Raw genomic sequence first — 15,184 nt, 5'->3', positions numbered from 1 at the left:
GACAAGTCTTTCTCCGGAGATACCCCATGAGCCTGCCCCTGAACAGCCTGCCCGAACACCACAGCGCCCAAGCGCACGCGCGCTACAACATGATCGAGCAACAGATCCGCCCCTGGAACGTGCTTGATGAAGAAGTGCTGGCACTGCTGGGCAAGGTGCACCGCGAGAATTTCGTGCCGCCCGAGCATGCCGGCCTCGCCTTCATGGACCTGGAAATCCCCCTGGTCGCCCCGGCCGAGGAAGCCGCCGCCAAGGGCTGGTGCATGCTGGCCCCGCGCATCGAGTCCCGCATGCTGCAGGACCTGAAGATCAAGCCCACCGACCGCGTGCTGGAAATCGGCGCCGGCTCGGGCTACATGGCCGCCCTGCTGGCCGCCCAGGCCAAGGAAGTCGTGACACTGGAGATCGTGCCCGAGCTGGCCGAGATGGCCCGCGAGAACCTGCTGGGCGCCGGCATCACCAATGCCGAGGTCAAGCTGGCCGATGGCGCCACGGCAGCGGCTGCCCTGGGCCAGTTCGACGCCATCGTGCTCAGCGGCTCGGTCGCCCAGGTGCCGCAGGCCCTGCTGGCCCAGCTCAACGACGGCGGCCGCCTGGCGGCCATCGTCGGCCAGCTGCCCATGATGCGTTTCACGCTGGTGCGCAAGAACGGCCACCAGTTCGAGACGAGCCAGCCCTGGGACGTGGTGACCGCCCGCCTGGCCAATTTCGAAGAGCCTTCGCGCTTCACGTTCTGAAACCCGCTGCAGCGGCCGATGCCCGCAGGACCATGGCCGCTGCCGCAACCCCATTCCATTCCGCAAGGATCTTTCCGATGCTTCCCCAAGTGCCTCCCGCGCAACTCAACGATTGGCTGACCCAGCACTCCAGCGGCTCCGATGCCCTGCCCCTGGTGCTGGACGTGCGCGAGCCCTGGGAAGTGGCCCAGGCCAGCGTACGCCCCGAGGGCTTCGAGCTGCGCTGCATCCCCATGGGCGAGATTCCCTCGCGCCTGCAGGAACTCGATCCGGATCACCCCACAGCCTGCCTGTGCCATCACGGCGCACGCAGCATGCATGTCGCTGCCTTCCTGATGAACAACGGCTTCGAGACCGTGGCCAATATCAGCGGAGGCATCGATGCCTGGTCGCGCGAGCGCGACCCAGGCGTGCCGCGCTACTGAGCGGCAACACGCAAAAGAAACCCGGGACACGGCGGCACACCCGCCGTCCCCGGTGCTTCGTGACGACTGTGTTTTGATTCGAGGACCTCTATGCCCCTGCTTCGGCCCCTTGCCCCTGTCGCTTCCGCCCTGACCCGCCCATACGCCTGGCCCCTGCGCCACATGGCCTTGCTGCTGTGCGCGGCGGGCATGGGCTCGGCCCTGGCACAGGCTCCTGCCCCAGCCGTCCTTGCGCCCGCCCCTGCGGCCCCGCAGTCTGCCCTGCCCTCTCTGACAGCCTCTGCGGCCTCGGGCCAGAACCTGTCCGAACTGGTGGCCAAGGCCCGCGGCTACGACGCCCAGTGGCAGGCCCAGCAGGCCGACGCCCAGGCCGCCGCCAGCCGCGCCGAGCAGGCGCGCTCGGGCCTGCTGCCCAGCGTGGGTCTGCAGGCCGGTGCCAACACCTCGCATGTGGAAGTCAGCGTGCTGCCGGGAAGCTTTCGCTCCCCCCAGCAGAACCTGCAGCTCAGCGCCCAGCAGCCGCTGTACCGCCCGGCCAACAAGATCGCCTACGACCAGGGCCAGCGCGGCATGGACGTGGCGCGCGCCCAGTTGGACAGCGGCGAGCAGAACCTGCTGGTTCGCGTGGCCCAGGCCTACTTCGATGTCCTCGGCGCCCAGGACAGCCTGGCCGTGGTCAAGGCACAGAAGGCCGCCATTGCTCAGCAGCTGGAATTTGCCAAGCGCAACTTCGAGGTCGGCACGGCCACCATCACCGACTCGCGCGAAGCCCAGGCCCGGTTCGATCTGGCCGGCGCGCAGGAAATCGCCGCTGAGAACGATCTGCGCGTCAAGCGCCTGGTGCTGGACCAGATCGTTGGCGCCGTGGGCACCGTGCCCCGCCCCCTGGCCCAGCCGCTGCAGTTGCCGGCCCTGATGCCCGCCGATGCCCAGTCCTGGGTGGACACCGCACTGCAAGCCCAGCCCCAGCTGCGCCAGGCCCGCCTGGCGCTGGACATCGCCCAGCTGGAAACGAAGAAAGCCGAGGCCGGCCACAAGCCCACCGTGGACCTGCAGGCCGGCTACGTGGTCAACCGCTATCCCAATGGCTCGGTCACGCCGCAGATCGGCACCAGCTACCGCACCAATGCCGCCAGCGTGGGCGTGGTCATGAATCTGCCCCTGTTCGCCGGCTTTGCCGTGCAAAACCGCATCAAGGAAACCCTGGCGCTGGAAGACAAGGCGCGCGCACAGCTGGACGACGCCCAGCGCAACGTGGAGCAGAGCACGCGCACGGCCTTCTTCGGCGTGCAGTCGGGCCAGGCCCAGGTCAAGGCGCTGGAGGCCGCGCTGGCGTCCAGCCAAAGCGCGCTGGACGCCAACAAGCTCGGCTACGAGGTCGGCGTGCGCATCAACATCGACGTGCTCAACGCGCAAAGCCAGCTCTACCAGACCCAGCGCGACCTGGCCCTGGCGCGCTACCAGGTGCTGCTGGGCCAGCTCAAGCTGCGCCAGGCCGCCGGCACGCTCAGCGACGACGACCTGCGCGCCATCGATGCGCTGTCGCTCCGCGCGCCAGCCCCTTGAATCCCTGAAGCGCCCGCACGGCCGGCAGTGCCCCGGGCTGATGCCCGGCCGCCGCAGGCCGCGCGCCTGGCGCAGCAGCCCTGTGCTCTGGCAAAGCCGAGGCACGCAAACCCGCCACGACCAGCATCCAGGCAGCCAGCGCGCACAGCACCGCCAGACGGCTCAGCAAGGAACAGCGGGAGAGTCTTGGCATGCGCGCCTTGCCTTCGTGGGAGTTGTCGAGCGGGCCACTGTGGCAAACCAGCCTGAAGACCTGCCCCGGCTTTCCTGAAGGGATGCTGAAGCGCATCGTCCCCGCCTTGACCGATACTCGCGGCAGCCCTCCCGCAGGCGCCGGTCCGCGGCATGGGAGCGGCACAGGAAACACACGATGAGACTGCTGCTGGTGGAGGACGATCTGGATCTGGGCAATGGCGTGCGCATCGCATTGGGCGATCACGCCATGGACGTGGTCTGGGTGCGCCGCCTGTCCGATGCGCTGCGTACGCTGGAGCAGCACAGCTTCGAGATGGTGCTGCTGGACCTGGGCCTGCCCGATGGCGACGGCATCAGCCTGCTCACGCGCCTGCGCCGCGAATGGCGCCGCCTGCCCGTGCTGATCCTGAGCGCACGCGACAGCCTGCACGACCGGCTGCACGGCCTGGACAGCGGCGCCGATGACTATCTGGTCAAGCCCTTTGCCCTGGCCGAACTGGTGTCACGCGTGCGCGCCCTGGCACGCCGCAGCTATGGGCAGGGCGACGGCACGCTGCATCTGCGCGGCCTGTCGCTGCACGAGCCCACGCGCCGTGTCAGCGTTGCAGGCCAGAACGTCGAGCTGTCCCGCTGCGAATTCGACCTGCTGGCCCTGCTGCTGCGGCGCATGGACCGCGTGGTCACGCGCAGCGGCATCGAGGAGGAAGTCATCCCGGGCGGCAGCGCCAACGGCAGCAATGCGCTGGAGGTCCATGTCTCCAACCTGCGCCGCAAGATCGGGCCGGGCTTCATACGCACGGTGCGCGGCATTGGCTATGTCATCGACTCGCAGCCGATGGCACCCCTGTCCTGACCATGACATCGCACACCCTGCAGGGGCACCAGGCCAGCCCGAGATGGCGCCGCTGGCTGCGGCCCACACTGGGCCGGCGGATGCTGCTGGCCCAGATGGGCGTGCTCACCGCGATCTGGACCGCGTTGCTGGTGGCAGCCATCTACATGGCCCACTTCCACAATGAATTGCTCGTCAGCAAGCCTGTCTACGAGCTCGTCATGGCTGTGGCCGAGGACCTGGCCGACCTTCCGGACCGCCAGCAGCACAGCCTGGCCGCGCTGGACACGGCCCTGCGCCATGAGTACGGCGACGGAGACGACGACATCCGCTTCACGCCCACGCTGCTGGTCTGGCAGCGCGGCCAGCTCCTGTACCGCTCGCCCACGCCGGCGCCCACGCTGCGCAACCGCGTGCTGGACACGGTCGAGGACATAGATTTCGAAGGGCAGACCTGGCGCATGAGCACGCTGCGCTCGGCCTCGGGCCAGACCGAAGTCACGCTGATGCTGCCGTCCTTCAAGGAAGTGCTGATCACCCTCAACACCCGCAGCTACTACCTGCTGCCGCTGCTGATCAGCCTGCCCTTCCTGGCCTTTCCTGCCTGGTGGTCGGTGCGCGCGGCGCTGCGCCCGCTGCGCCGCGTGGGCGACGAGCTGGCCACGCGCGGCCCCGACGACCTCAGCGCGCTCACCTATGCGCCGCCACACGCCGAGCTGCGGCCGCTGGTGCAGGACATCAACGCCCTGCTGGCCCGCGTGCGCTCCAGCAGCGAGCGCGAGCGCAACCTGATTGCCGATGCAGCCCACGAACTGCGCACGCCGCTGGCAGCCATGCACGTCAACGTCGAGGCACTGCTGCGCCTTGGCAGCGAACCGCGCCAGCAGGAACTCATGGACAGCCTGCTGCGCAGCAACCAGCGCGCCAGCCGCATGGTGGCCCAACTGCTGCAACTCATGCGCAGCGAGACCGAAGCGCCCGGCATGGCCATGCAGCCGCTGCGCCTGGACCTGCTGCTGGAGGACCGGCTCGCCGCACTCGACGCCCTGGCCTGCCGGCGCCCGGTGGAACTGGCCCTGGACGCCAGCGAGCCACTGAGCGTGATGGGCGAACGCGAAGGCCTGGTCTCGCTGATCGACAACCTGGTGGACAACGCCATCAAATACAGCCCCGCGCACGCCACCATCAGCGTGCGCCTGCAGCGCCAGGACGACCGGGCCGTGCTCCAGGTGCGCGACCGTGGCCCGGGCATCGCCGAGGCCTGGCGCCAGCGTGTCTTCGACCGCTTCTTCCGCGTACCCGACCAGAGCCAGAGCGGCAGCGGCCTGGGCCTGGCCATCGCCAGGACCGTGACCGAGCGGCACGGCGGCAGCATCGAGCTGCTCAGTGCGGAGGATGGCGGGCTGCTGGCGAGTGTGAGCCTGCCGGTGCTGCAGGAAGGATAGGGCCCTTGATGCGTGCATGGGCCCAGGATTGCAGAGCCAACAGTCCAGGAACTAGACTGGGCCCGTAACCCGTGAGCGAAGGAGCGCAATCATGAAATCCTGGCCTGTGCAAGATGCCCAAGACCACTTCAACGAGCTTCTCGAAGCCTGCCTGACCGATGGCCCGCAAGTGTTGACCCGGCGTGGCGCAGACACTGCCGTGCTCGTTCCGATGCAAGAGTGGCGCCGCCTGCATCCCGCTGCCGAACCTGCTTCGCTCAAGGAACTGCTGCTCTCGGAAGTGGGCCGCGCAGACCTCCTGATCCCGCCGCGCGGCCTGGCACACCGCAGGCCCATCGAACCCGCCAACTGAGTGCGCCAGAAATGTATTTGCTGGACACCAACATCATTTCAGAGCTGCGGCGCCCCAGGCCCCACGGAGCCGTCCTGGCCTGGCTTCAATCCCTGCCTGAGCCGGAGCTCCATCTGTCCGCGGTCAGCCTGGGCGAAATCCAGGCGGGCATAGAGCTGACCCGGCAACAGGATGCTGAGAAGGCCCAGGAAATCGAACGCTGGGCAGATCTGGTCTCCGCCTCCTACAACGTGCTGCCGATGGATGCCGAGACCTTCCGCATCTGGGCCCGGCTGATGCACGGGCGCTCCGATGCGCTGTATGAGGACGCAATGATTGCAGCCACGGCCATCCGCCACAGGCTGGTCGTGGCCACACGCAACATTCGCGACTTCACGAATTTTGGCGTGGCGCTTGTCAACCCCTTTGAGTCGCCCTTTCGCTGAACGGGCAAAAGCCCTTTTACTGCGCAGTCTTGCCTGCCCACCCCTGGCACAGGAGGATCAGGCGAGCGACTGCAACAGCCCGGCCACCGCCTGCGCCGTGGCCTGTGCGGCCCCGCGATGCTGGTCCAGGAAGCCGCGTGCCTGGGCCACGGCATGGGCGTGGGACTGGCGGTCCCCGGCCAGGTCCACGGCCAGGCGCAGCCCGTGCTCCATGTCGGGCGCCCGGAGCGCGGCGCCGGCTTCGCAGGCCAGGTCCGAGGCTTCGCTGAAGTTGAAGGTATGCGGCCCCAGCACCACGGGGCAGTCGCAGGCCAGGGCCTCGATGAGGTTCTGGCCGCCCAGCGGCGCAAAGCTGCCGCCCATGAGCGTGGCGTCGGCCAGGCCGTAGTACAGGGCCATCTCGCCCAGCGAATCACCGAGCCAGATGTCGATGTCATCCGCCGCAGCCCCGCAGGGCGGGCCACCCACCCACTGGCTGCGGCGCGAGACATGCAGGCCGCCGCCAGCCAGCAGCGCCGCCACTTCGTCAAAGCGCTGCGGATGGCGCGGCACGACCAGCCATTGCACGGCCCGGCCTGCCGGCCCCAGCGTGCGCAGGGCGGACAGCAGCATGGCCTCCTCGCCCTCGCGGCTGCTGGCCAGCAGCACCACAGGGCGGGACAGGCCGGACTTCCATTGCCGGGCGCACTCCAGCAGCGCAGCGTCCGGACGCGCATCGAATTTCAGGTTGCCGAGCACGCCGCGCACGGGCGCACCCAGCAGGCGCAGGCGTCGGGCATCGTCCTCGGTCTGCGCCCAGGCGGCGGCCAGGGCAGCATAGGTGGGCCGCGCCAGCGGCGCCACGCGCAGCGCCTGGCCCAGTGATTTGTCGCTGAGCCGTGCGTTGGCCAACGCCAGCGGCACGCCTTCTTCGCGGCAGATGGCGACCAGGTTGGGCCACACTTCGGTCTCCATGAGCACGCCGACCGCGGGCCGGAATTGCTGCACGAAGCGGCGCACGGCCGCTGGGGTATCCCAGGGCTGCCAGACCTGCAGGTCCCCGGGCTGCAGCAGCCGGCGGCCTTCGGTGCGGCCTGTGGCCGTGCCATGGGTCAGCAGCAGGCGCATACCGGGCAGGCGCTCGCGCAGCGCGGTCAGCAAGATGGCGGCAGCGCGCGTCTCACCCAGCGATACGGCATGGATCCAGATCCACCGGCCGCGTCCGTCCTGCCCCAGCGTGGCCGGCTGGTAGCGGCCAAAGCGCTCGGGAATGTGCTCGGCATAGACGGGCTCGGCCTCGGCGCGGCGCAGCAGCTTGCGGCGCAGCAGCGGCTGCGCCGCCCAGGTCACGGCGCTGTACAGCGCGCGCGCCCAGGACGTGGGAGAGCGTGAAGTCATCGCCTGGCGCGCAAATCAGTGCGCGGCGCCGCCAACCTGCGCGCCGGGCTTGACGCGCTCCAGCAGCGCCAGCATCTGCGCCTCGATGCGCGACAGCGCCTCCTGGGTCTGGCCCTCGAAGCGCAGCACCAGCACGGGCGTGGTGTTGCTGGCGCGGATCAGGCCGAAGCCGTCGGCCCAGTCCACGCGCAGGCCGTCGATGGTGCTGACCTGGGCCGGTGCGGCAAAGGTCTCGGCGGCCAGGGCCTGCAGTTCGGCGGCCAGGCGATGGGGCTCGCCCTCGGCGCAGGCCACGTTCAGTTCAGGGGTGGAGAAGCTGGTGGGCAGCGCGTTGAGCAAGGCGCTGGGGTCGGCCTCGCGGCTGACGATCTCCAGCAGGCGACAGCCCGCGTAGGTGCCGTCATCGAAGCCGTACCAGCGCTCCTTGAAGAAGATGTGGCCGCTCATCTCGCCGCCCAGCGGCGCGTCCAGTTCCTTCATGCGGGCCTTGACCAGGGAGTGCCCGGTCTTGAACATCACGGGCTCGCCCCCGGCCTCGCGGATGGCGGGCGCCAGGCGCTGCGTGCATTTCACGTCGTAGACGATGCTGCCGCCCGGCACGCGCGAGAGCACGTCCTTGGCGAACAGCATCATCTGGCGGTCGGGGAAGATGTTCTGGCCGTCCTTGGTGACGATGCCCAGGCGGTCGCCGTCACCGTCGAAGGCCAGGCCCAGTTCGGCGTCCGAGGTGCGCAGCGCCTCGATCACGTCGCGCAGGTTCTCGGGCTTGCTGGGATCGGGATGGTGGTTGGGGAATTCACCGTCCACTTCGGAGAACAGCTCGATCACCTCGCAGCCCAGGGCGCGGAAGATGCCGGGCGCCGAGGCCCCGGCCACGCCGTTGCCGCAGTCCACCACGATCTTGATGGGGCGCGCCAGCTTCACGTCGCCCACGATGCGCGCCTGGTAGTCGGCCTGCACATCGGCGCGGCGCACGCTGCCGGTGCCCGTCAGGGTCCAGTCGTCGCTCTCGACACGGCGGCGCAGCGCCTGGATTTCCTCGCCGTAGATGGCGCGGCCGGCCAGCACCATCTTGAAGCCGTTGTAGTCCTTGGGGTTGTGGCTGCCCGTGACCTGGATGCCCGAGCGCGCCAGTGTGCTGGCCGCGTAGTACAGCATGGGGGTGGTGGCCAGGCCGATGTCGATCACCTCGATGCCGACCTCGGTCAGGCCGGCGATCAACGCCGCGGACAGCGAGGGTCCCGACAGGCGGCCATCGCGTCCCACGGCCACCACGGTCTCGCCAGCCGCCAGGGCCGCCATGCCGAAGGCGCGGCCCACGCCAAGCGCGACCTCCTCGTTGAGCGTGGACGGCACGATGCCGCGGATGTCATAGGCTTTGAAGATGGAAGATGCGACCTGCACGTCGAAAACGCTTTCTCGTCGGTTGAAAACAGGGCGCCGCAGCCCGGAACCTGACCCGGCTGCGGCCCAAGCCGCGATTGTAGGCGCGGCAGGCTTGTAGGCGCGGCAGGCACGGGCGCCGGCGCACATCACCCCGGCTGAAAGCGGTTGCGCCGCGCGCCCTGCCTCACAGCTGCTGCTGCACCTGGGCCAGCGCAGCCGGGTCTTCCATGGTGCTGAGGTCGCCCGGGTCGCGCCCCTCGGCCACGGCCTGCATGGCGCGGCGCAGCAGCTTGCCGCTGCGCGTCTTGGGCAGCGCACTGACGAAGACCACGCGCGAGGGCCGGGCCACGGCGCCCAGCCGCGCATCGACCAGCTTCATCACATCGGCCTGCAGAGCCGCGCGCTCGGCGTCGCCTTCCAGCGCCGTGCGCGGCACGGCAAAGGCCAGCGCCGCCTGGCCCTTGAGCGCATCGGCCACGCCGACCACGGCGACTTCGGCCACCTGGGGGTGGGCGGAGATGCATTCCTCGATCTCGCGCGTGCCAAGGCGGTGGCCGGCCACGTTGATCACGTCGTCGGTACGGCCCAGGATGAAGAAGTAGCCGTCCTCGTCGCGTATGCCCCAGTCGAAAGTGCTGTAGATCATGCGGCCCGGAATGCTCTTCCAGTAGGTGTTGATGAAGCGCTGGTCGTCTCGCCAGACGGTCTGCATGCAGCCCGGTGGCAGCGGCCCTTCGATGGCCAGCACGCCCTTTTGCCCGGCGCCGAGCAGTTCCTCGCCCGTGGCCTCGTCGATCAGCTTGACGTCATAGCCATAGACGGCCTTGCCCGGGCTGCCGAAGCGCGTGGTCTGCTGCTCCACGCCGTTGCACAGCGTGAGGATGGGCCAGCCGGTCTCGGTCTGCCAGTAGTTGTCGATGATGGGCTTGCCCAGGGCCTGGCTGATCCACTGCGCCGTGGGCTCGTCCAGCGGCTCGCCGGCCAGCCACAGCGCCTTGAGGCTGGAGATATCGTGGCGGTGCAGGTACTCGGCATCATGCTTCTTGAGCACGCGGATGGCCGTAGGCGCCGAGAACATGTGGGTGACCCGGTACTTCTCCACGATGCTCCACCAGATGCCCGCGTCGGGGCGTATGGGCAGGCCCTCGTAGAGCACGGTGGCCATGCCCGCGATCAGGGGCCCATAGATGATGTAGCTGTGCCCCACGACCCAGCCGATGTCGCTGGTGCAGAAAAAGGTCTGGCCCGCCTCGGCCCCGAAGATCAGCGGCATGCTGGCGGCCAGCGCCACCGTGTAGCCGCCCGTGTCGCGCTGCACGCCCTTGGGGCGCCCCGTGGTGCCGCTGGTGTAGAGCGTGTAGCTGGGGTCGGTGGATTCCACCCAGGTGCAGACGACCTGGACGTCGGCGTGCAGCGCACGCAGGCTGGTCCAGTCGTGGTCGCGGCCGGCGCGCATGGGCGCAGGCGCCAGGCCACGGTCCACGATGAGCACGGCAGCTGGCTTGTGGCTGGCCAGTTGCAGGGCCTCGTCCAGCAAAGGCTTGTAGGCCACGACGCGCCCGCCGCGCGAGCCCGCGTCGGCACTGATGATGACCTTGGGCTCGGCATCGTCGATGCGCGAGGCCAGCGCCGCCGACGCAAAGCCGCCGAACACCACCGAATGGATGGCACCCAGCCGCGCACAGGCCAGCATGGCAAAGGCCGCCTCGGCAATCATGGGCATGTAGATCTGGACGCGGTCGCCCTTTTGCACGCCCAGCGACTGCAGCGCGGCGGCCATGCGCTGCACCTCGGCATGCAGTTCGCGGTAGGTATAGACCTTCTCGGTGCCGGTCTCGGTGGAGATGGCGATCAGCGCATTCTGGTCGGCGCGCTCGGCCAGGTGCCGGTCCACGGCGTTGTGGCAAAGATTGGTCTGGCCGCCCACGAACCACCTGGCGAACGGCGGGTTGTCATAGTCGCAGATGCGCTGGGGCGGCACATGCCAGTCGATGCGGCCGGCCTGCTCGGCCCAGAAGGCATCGCGCTCCTGGATGGAGCGGCGGTGGAAATCGTCGAAACGCGGGGCCATTGTCTGTCTCCTGTCGTTGTCATGGATTGGCGGCTTCTGAATTCATAATTATTCATAATGCGCTTGCCCAAAGCTGACAAATCCTGCACAGCGACCCGGGCCGGCCCCCTCCGTCCCATTCGTCTTTCATGGCCCCGCTTTGCGACGAGCGTAAAAAAAGGCGCCGTGCCGGCGCCTCGACGAAAACCATCGCTTCAGTGCCTTACTTGACCAGGGCCAGCAGATCCTTGAAGGCCGGGTGCTCGCAGCTGCGCAGCCACTCGAAGGCCACCATCTCCGTGGTCACCAGTTCGGCACCCGCGCCGGCCAGGCGATCGAAGGCAGCATCGCGGTTGCGCTCGGTGCGCGAGCTGCAGGCATCGGTGACGACCCAGACGTCGAACTCGTCCTCCAGCAGTTCCAGCGCCGTCTGCAGCAGGCAGACATGGGCTTCGCAGCCGGCAATCACCACCATGCTGCGCTCGGGCGCCTGCTGCTGGGGCTTTTGCAGGTGCTTGGGCAGGCTGCGCGCATTGCCGCCCTGGGGACGTGCAGGCGGACGCAGCCACTCGCCCAGTCCTTCGGACACGGCGCTGAAATGCATCTTGGACAGTGTCCTGTCGCACAGCGCGCGCAGTTGGGCATCGTTGGCACCCAGGCGCGAGGGGTTCTGTTCGGTGCCGAACACCGGCACTTCCACCAGATGCGCCAGACGAGCCAGTTTCACGGCATTGGCCAGGACTGCCGGGCCCTCGAAGATGGCCGGCATCAGGCGCTCCTGGTAATCGACGAGTACAAGCTGGGAGTCGGAGGCTTCAAGCAGCATGGCGGATCTTTCTTGGAATACGAGGCAGCGCGGGCCGCCCTTCTTATCGGAAAACAGGACAGCCCGCTATTGTCGCAGCTTGGGGGCCATCACCGCCGGGCGCCGGCGATTCCTGAGGTGGCTCAAAAACCCGGGCCTTCGGGGGTCTTATCGAATTTGTCCTACGTTTTTGCGTGGTAATCTCGCGCCCCATGTCCCGATGGCTTATCGCACTCCTGTTCGTCAGCGCCACTGCACACGCGGCTCCGCCCGAGCTGCGTGACGACGATATGAACCAGCTGCTGGTCAACCGCAGCCTCATCTCGCAGCTGCGCGAAGCCCGCCACCACATGGCGGAGCGCACTTCCGACTTCGTCAAGGAAGCCCGACAAAGCGTCGCCGAAAAGACCTCCGACCTGGTCGTGACCGCCATGGGCTTCATCGGCGTTCCCTACCGTCGCGGCGGCAACAGTGCCGAGACCGGCTTCGACTGCAGCGGCTTTGTCCGTGCCATCTACTCCGAGACCCTGGGCAAGGTCCTGCCGCGTCGCGCTGACCAGCAGGCACAGGCCACGGAAAAAATCGACAAGAACGAACTCAAGCCCGGCGATCTGGTGTTCTTCAACACCATGCGCCGCGCCTTCAGCCACGTCGGCATCTATGTCGGCGACGGCAACTTCATTCATGCCCCCCGCACCGGTGCACAGGTGCGCGTGGAAAGCATGCAAAGCGCCTACTGGGCCCGCCGCTTCGATGGCGCCCGTCGCGTGCAGGACTCCGACGGCCTGGGCCTGGATGCCAGCAAGGCTGCCTTGGCCATGCAGATGCAGGCAAGCCAGCTGCAGTAACCACGGCGGGCTGTCTGCCCTCCCCCAGTCCAGGCGCCTGCAGATGCAGGCGTTTTGTTTTTCAGGGCACTGCACTGCCTTCGTCCCAGGTTGAGACGCTGTCCGACAGGGCCGGCATGCGCCGGGCCCTAGAGTCGCGGCATGGAAGCTTCAGTTCGGAGAAAAGCATGATGTCCTTGATTGGCACCCTCATCGTTGGCCTGGTCGTTGGCCTGCTGGCGCGCGCACTCAAACCCGGCGACGACAGCCTTGGCTGGATCATGACCATCCTGCTTGGTGTGGCAGGATCGTTTCTTGCCAGCTATGTCGGTGTCGCCATGGGCTGGTATGAAGCCGGGCAGCCCGCTGGCTGGATCGCCTCCATCGTTGGCGCCATCGTCATCCTCTTCATCTACAGCCTGGTGCGCAGCAAGAGCGCACGCTGACCGCACCGGTGCCAGCCGCCTCCTCCGGCTGGCGCATTCTACTGATCGACATCTGCCCCGGACCCACTGGCACGCATGATCTTTCGCACATCGGACAAGACCCCTCCCCCTCCACCACCGCGCCACGATGTGGCGCAGGCCGCAGAGAGCGCGCGCAAGCTGCTGCACCGGCGTGCGCTGGTGGGAGCCGCAGCCAGCAGCCTGCCGATCCCGGGGCTGGACTGGCTGGTTGACGCAGCCCTGCTGGCGCGCCTGCTGCCGCGCATCAACCGTGAGTTCGGCCTCACGCCCGAACAGCTGGACAGGCTGGACCCCGGCAAGCGCGAGCAGGTGCAAAAGGCCGTGGCCATGGTCGGCTCGGTACTGATCGGCAAGCTGATCACGCGCGACATGGTGGTGCGCCTGGCACGCGCTGCCGGCATGCGCATGACGGCAACCCAAGCGGCAAAGTACGTGCCGCTGGCCGGCCAGGCTGCAGCGGCCGCTCTGGGTTACGCCACGCTGCGCTACCTGGGAGAGCGCCACATCCAGGACTGCATTCGCGTGGTCGAGCAGGCGGAGCTCGACATTCCCTCGCATCTGCCCACGCAGCTGGAACGCACGGCCCGCAAGGTCGAGCAGACCGACAAGCAATTGCATGAGCACGGCAAAAGCAAGGGCGAGGGCGAGCCCGGGGCCGAGCCATCCGGCAAGCGCCCGCGCTTTTGGCGCCAGCCGGACCGCGGCCCCTGGGGCCGCTCCCAGTAAATGGCGATCAGCCCAGGTCCGAGGCGCGGTGGCGCTCCGGCACCTGGGTGGCCTCGTCTCCCCAGGTGCGATTGACGCGGCGGCCGCACACCACCGCCGGCCGTTGGGCAATCTCGCGGGCCCAGCGCATCACATGCGTGTACTCATGGGCCGCCAGGAACTCGGCCGCGCCGTACACCTCGTTGAGCACCAGTGCGCCATACCAGGGCCAGATGGCGATGTCGGCAATGCTGTAGTGCTCTCCCGCAATGAAGGCGTGCTCGGCCAGCTGGCGATTGAGCACGTCCAGCTGGCGCTTGGTTTCCATGGTGAACCGGTTGATCGGGTACTCGAATTTTTCGGGAGCATAGGCATAGAAATGACCGAAGCCGCCGCCCAGGTAAGGCGCCGATCCCATCTGCCAGAACAGCCAGTTCAGCGTCTCGGTGCGTGCAGCGGGTTCGGCAGGCAGCAGCGCGCCAAACTTCTCGGCCAGGTACAGCAGGATGGAGCCCGACTCGAACACGCGCACCGGCGGCTCCACGCTGCGGTCCACCAGCGCGGGAATCTTGGAATTGGGGTTGACCTCGACAAAGCCACTGGAGAACTGGTCGCCATCGCTGATACGGATCAGCCAGGCGTCGTACTCGGCGCCGCCATGGCCCAGCGCCAGCAGCTCCTCCAGCATGATGGTGACCTTCACGCCGTTGGGCGTGGCCAGCGAATACAGCTGCAGAGGCTGCTGCCCCACCGGCAGTGTCTTGTCGTGGGTCGGCCCGGCGACCGGGCGGTTGATGTTGGCGAAGGTGCCGCCCGAGGGCGCAGGCTGCCATACGGCGGGCGGGACATAGGTGGAGCGGTCGGACATGCAGGATTCCTGTGGTTCGCGGGCATGGGAAAGGCGCCCGGCTGAAGGCCATTGTCCAGCCCCTGACACACTCCTGCCGCCGCGCGCAGAACGCCGCCACGGCGTCCGGGGATTTGCCACAATCGTTGCATGACTGCAGCCCCCACACCCTCCGCCCGCCAGTTCTGGCTCATGAAGAACGAGCCCGACGAATACTCCATAGACCATGCGCTGGCCGCGCCGCAGGCCACCATTGCCTGGGACGGGGTGCGCAACTACCAGGCGCGCAACTTCATGCGTGATGCCATGCAGGTCGGCGACGGGGTGCTGTACTGGCATTCCAGCTGCGCCGAGCCCGGCATCTACGGCATCGCCCGCATTGCCGGCAATCTGCGCACCGACGCCTCGCAGTTCGACCCGGCCAGCCCGTACTACGACCCCAAGTCTTCTCCCGACAAGCCGCGCTGGCTCACGCTGGACGTGCAGGCGCTGCGCAAGACACGCACGCTGCAGATTGCCGAGCTGCGCGCGCATCCTGAACTGGCGCAGATGCGTGTGCTGCAAAAGGGCAATCGGTTGTCGATCACGCCGGTCACGCCCGAGGAATGGAGCTTCATCGAAGGCCTGCTCAGGCACGGCTGAACACGCCTCGCACGGGCTGCTTTCTTACAAGCAAGAAGCCTCTTTCCTGCACTCCTGCCCTGCATCGGCCGCTATGCTTTTGGGCATTTGCGAACCTGGAT

Annotated in this window: 16 protein-coding genes; 11 read left to right on the top strand and 5 right to left on the bottom strand. The window is 67.9% G+C overall.

Annotated features, from left to right (window positions below):
- Positions 1-26 precede the first annotated feature (26 nt).
- The 7 genes from ACRSCF_RS13735 to ACRSCF_RS13705 all read left to right on the top strand — a co-directional run bounded on the left by ACRSCF_RS13735 (position 27) and on the right by ACRSCF_RS13705 (position 5,977).
- Complete coding sequence (locus ACRSCF_RS13735) at positions 27-737, top strand: protein-L-isoaspartate O-methyltransferase family protein (protein WP_034365888.1); 711 nt, start codon at positions 27-29, stop codon at positions 735-737.
- Between the two features lie 77 nt (positions 738-814).
- The gene (locus tag ACRSCF_RS13730) at positions 815-1,162 is read left to right on the top strand and encodes a rhodanese-like domain-containing protein (protein WP_016447089.1); all 348 of its coding nucleotides are present in this window, start codon (positions 815-817) and stop codon (positions 1,160-1,162) included.
- A 90-nt stretch (positions 1,163-1,252) separates the two neighbouring features.
- Complete coding sequence (locus tag ACRSCF_RS13725) at positions 1,253-2,728, top strand: TolC family outer membrane protein (protein ID WP_244388132.1); 1,476 nt, start codon at positions 1,253-1,255, stop codon at positions 2,726-2,728.
- A gap of 370 nt (positions 2,729-3,098) precedes the next feature.
- Positions 3,099-3,776: a response regulator gene (locus ACRSCF_RS13720; RefSeq protein WP_034365891.1), complete on the top strand. Its 678-nt coding sequence runs from the start codon at positions 3,099-3,101 to the stop codon at positions 3,774-3,776.
- Positions 3,777-3,778: 2 nt separating this feature from the next.
- On the top strand, positions 3,779-5,200 hold the full coding sequence (locus ACRSCF_RS13715) for a sensor histidine kinase (protein WP_034365894.1): 1,422 nt from the start codon (positions 3,779-3,781) through the stop codon (positions 5,198-5,200).
- Between the two features lie 91 nt (positions 5,201-5,291).
- Positions 5,292-5,552, top strand: a complete 261-nt coding sequence (locus ACRSCF_RS13710) for a type II toxin-antitoxin system Phd/YefM family antitoxin (protein WP_012205786.1) — start codon at positions 5,292-5,294, stop codon at positions 5,550-5,552.
- An 11-nt stretch (positions 5,553-5,563) separates the two neighbouring features.
- Positions 5,564-5,977 (top strand): type II toxin-antitoxin system VapC family toxin, encoded by a 414-nt coding sequence (locus tag ACRSCF_RS13705; RefSeq protein ID WP_034365897.1) that lies wholly within the window; start codon positions 5,564-5,566, stop codon positions 5,975-5,977.
- 57 nt (positions 5,978-6,034) lie between these two features.
- Here ACRSCF_RS13705 and ACRSCF_RS13700 read toward each other — a convergent pair whose 3' ends face one another.
- The 4 genes from ACRSCF_RS13700 to ACRSCF_RS13685 all read right to left on the bottom strand — a co-directional run bounded on the left by ACRSCF_RS13700 (position 6,035) and on the right by ACRSCF_RS13685 (position 11,616).
- On the bottom strand, positions 6,035-7,354 hold the full coding sequence (locus ACRSCF_RS13700; RefSeq protein ID WP_244388129.1) for a 3-deoxy-D-manno-octulosonic acid transferase: 1,320 nt from the start codon (positions 7,352-7,354) through the stop codon (positions 6,035-6,037).
- Positions 7,355-7,369: 15 nt separating this feature from the next.
- A complete protein-coding gene (locus ACRSCF_RS13695; protein WP_065346582.1) occupies positions 7,370-8,758 on the bottom strand; it encodes a phosphomannomutase/phosphoglucomutase in 1,389 nt (462 codons plus the stop codon).
- Positions 8,759-8,924: 166 nt separating this feature from the next.
- Positions 8,925-10,811, bottom strand: a complete 1,887-nt coding sequence (locus tag ACRSCF_RS13690) for a propionate--CoA ligase (RefSeq protein WP_244388127.1) — start codon at positions 10,809-10,811, stop codon at positions 8,925-8,927.
- Positions 10,812-11,013: 202 nt separating this feature from the next.
- The gene (locus ACRSCF_RS13685) at positions 11,014-11,616 is read right to left on the bottom strand and encodes an isochorismatase family protein (protein WP_016447096.1); all 603 of its coding nucleotides are present in this window, start codon (positions 11,614-11,616) and stop codon (positions 11,014-11,016) included.
- Positions 11,617-11,807: 191 nt separating this feature from the next.
- Here ACRSCF_RS13685 and ACRSCF_RS13680 point away from each other — a divergent pair, with 191 nt between their 5' ends.
- The 3 genes from ACRSCF_RS13680 (at position 11,808) to ACRSCF_RS13670 (ending at position 13,615) form a co-directional block, all read left to right on the top strand.
- Positions 11,808-12,443 carry a C40 family peptidase gene (locus ACRSCF_RS13680; protein ID WP_016447097.1) on the top strand — a complete coding sequence of 212 codons (636 nt, stop codon included), beginning with the start codon at positions 11,808-11,810 and terminating at the stop codon, positions 12,441-12,443.
- A 167-nt stretch (positions 12,444-12,610) separates the two neighbouring features.
- Complete coding sequence (locus ACRSCF_RS13675; RefSeq protein WP_012205794.1) at positions 12,611-12,868, top strand: GlsB/YeaQ/YmgE family stress response membrane protein; 258 nt, start codon at positions 12,611-12,613, stop codon at positions 12,866-12,868.
- A 75-nt stretch (positions 12,869-12,943) separates the two neighbouring features.
- Positions 12,944-13,615 carry a hypothetical protein gene (locus ACRSCF_RS13670; RefSeq protein WP_034365900.1) on the top strand — a complete coding sequence of 224 codons (672 nt, stop codon included), beginning with the start codon at positions 12,944-12,946 and terminating at the stop codon, positions 13,613-13,615.
- Positions 13,616-13,622: 7 nt separating this feature from the next.
- Here the strand turns inward: ACRSCF_RS13670 and yghU are convergent, their stop codons facing one another.
- Positions 13,623-14,462 (bottom strand): glutathione-dependent disulfide-bond oxidoreductase, encoded by an 840-nt coding sequence (yghU, locus tag ACRSCF_RS13665; protein ID WP_047217023.1) that lies wholly within the window; start codon positions 14,460-14,462, stop codon positions 13,623-13,625.
- Positions 14,463-14,591: 129 nt separating this feature from the next.
- Between yghU and ACRSCF_RS13660 the strand changes: the two genes are divergently transcribed.
- Positions 14,592-15,083: an EVE domain-containing protein gene (locus tag ACRSCF_RS13660; protein ID WP_016447100.1), complete on the top strand. Its 492-nt coding sequence runs from the start codon at positions 14,592-14,594 to the stop codon at positions 15,081-15,083.
- The last annotated feature ends 101 nt before the right edge of the window (positions 15,084-15,184 follow it).

The sequence above is a fragment of the Delftia sp. 11MD genome, from assembly GCF_050907895.1.
Taxonomy (GTDB): Bacteria; Pseudomonadota; Gammaproteobacteria; order Burkholderiales; family Burkholderiaceae_C; genus Comamonas; species Comamonas tsuruhatensis.
Note: the sequence above shows the minus strand (reverse complement) of the source record. Positions and strands in the feature narration are given on the sequence as shown.

Excerpts from the sequence above, each read along its gene's own strand:
- ACRSCF_RS13730 (WP_016447089.1), top strand. The coding sequence starts at position 815 with ATGCTTCCCCAAGTGCCTCCCGCGCAACTCAACGATTGGCTGACCCAG.
- ACRSCF_RS13705 (WP_034365897.1), top strand. The coding sequence starts at position 5,564 with ATGTATTTGCTGGACACCAACATCATTTCAGAGCTGCGGCGCCCCAGG.
- ACRSCF_RS13725 (WP_244388132.1), top strand. The coding sequence starts at position 1,253 with ATGCCCCTGCTTCGGCCCCTTGCCCCTGTCGCTTCCGCCCTGACCCGC.
- yghU (WP_047217023.1), bottom strand. The coding sequence starts at position 14,462 with ATGTCCGACCGCTCCACCTATGTCCCGCCCGCCGTATGGCAGCCTGCG.
- ACRSCF_RS13700 (WP_244388129.1), bottom strand. The coding sequence starts at position 7,354 with ATGACTTCACGCTCTCCCACGTCCTGGGCGCGCGCGCTGTACAGCGCC.
- ACRSCF_RS13680 (WP_016447097.1), top strand. The coding sequence starts at position 11,808 with ATGTCCCGATGGCTTATCGCACTCCTGTTCGTCAGCGCCACTGCACAC.
- ACRSCF_RS13715 (WP_034365894.1), top strand. The coding sequence starts at position 3,779 with ATGACATCGCACACCCTGCAGGGGCACCAGGCCAGCCCGAGATGGCGC.
- ACRSCF_RS13660 (WP_016447100.1), top strand. The coding sequence starts at position 14,592 with ATGACTGCAGCCCCCACACCCTCCGCCCGCCAGTTCTGGCTCATGAAG.
- ACRSCF_RS13735 (WP_034365888.1), top strand. The coding sequence starts at position 27 with ATGAGCCTGCCCCTGAACAGCCTGCCCGAACACCACAGCGCCCAAGCG.
- ACRSCF_RS13675 (WP_012205794.1), top strand. The coding sequence starts at position 12,611 with ATGATGTCCTTGATTGGCACCCTCATCGTTGGCCTGGTCGTTGGCCTG.
- ACRSCF_RS13720 (WP_034365891.1), top strand. The coding sequence starts at position 3,099 with ATGAGACTGCTGCTGGTGGAGGACGATCTGGATCTGGGCAATGGCGTG.
- ACRSCF_RS13670 (WP_034365900.1), top strand. The coding sequence starts at position 12,944 with ATGATCTTTCGCACATCGGACAAGACCCCTCCCCCTCCACCACCGCGC.
- ACRSCF_RS13710 (WP_012205786.1), top strand. The coding sequence starts at position 5,292 with ATGAAATCCTGGCCTGTGCAAGATGCCCAAGACCACTTCAACGAGCTT.
- ACRSCF_RS13690 (WP_244388127.1), bottom strand. The coding sequence starts at position 10,811 with ATGGCCCCGCGTTTCGACGATTTCCACCGCCGCTCCATCCAGGAGCGC.
- ACRSCF_RS13685 (WP_016447096.1), bottom strand. The coding sequence starts at position 11,616 with ATGCTGCTTGAAGCCTCCGACTCCCAGCTTGTACTCGTCGATTACCAG.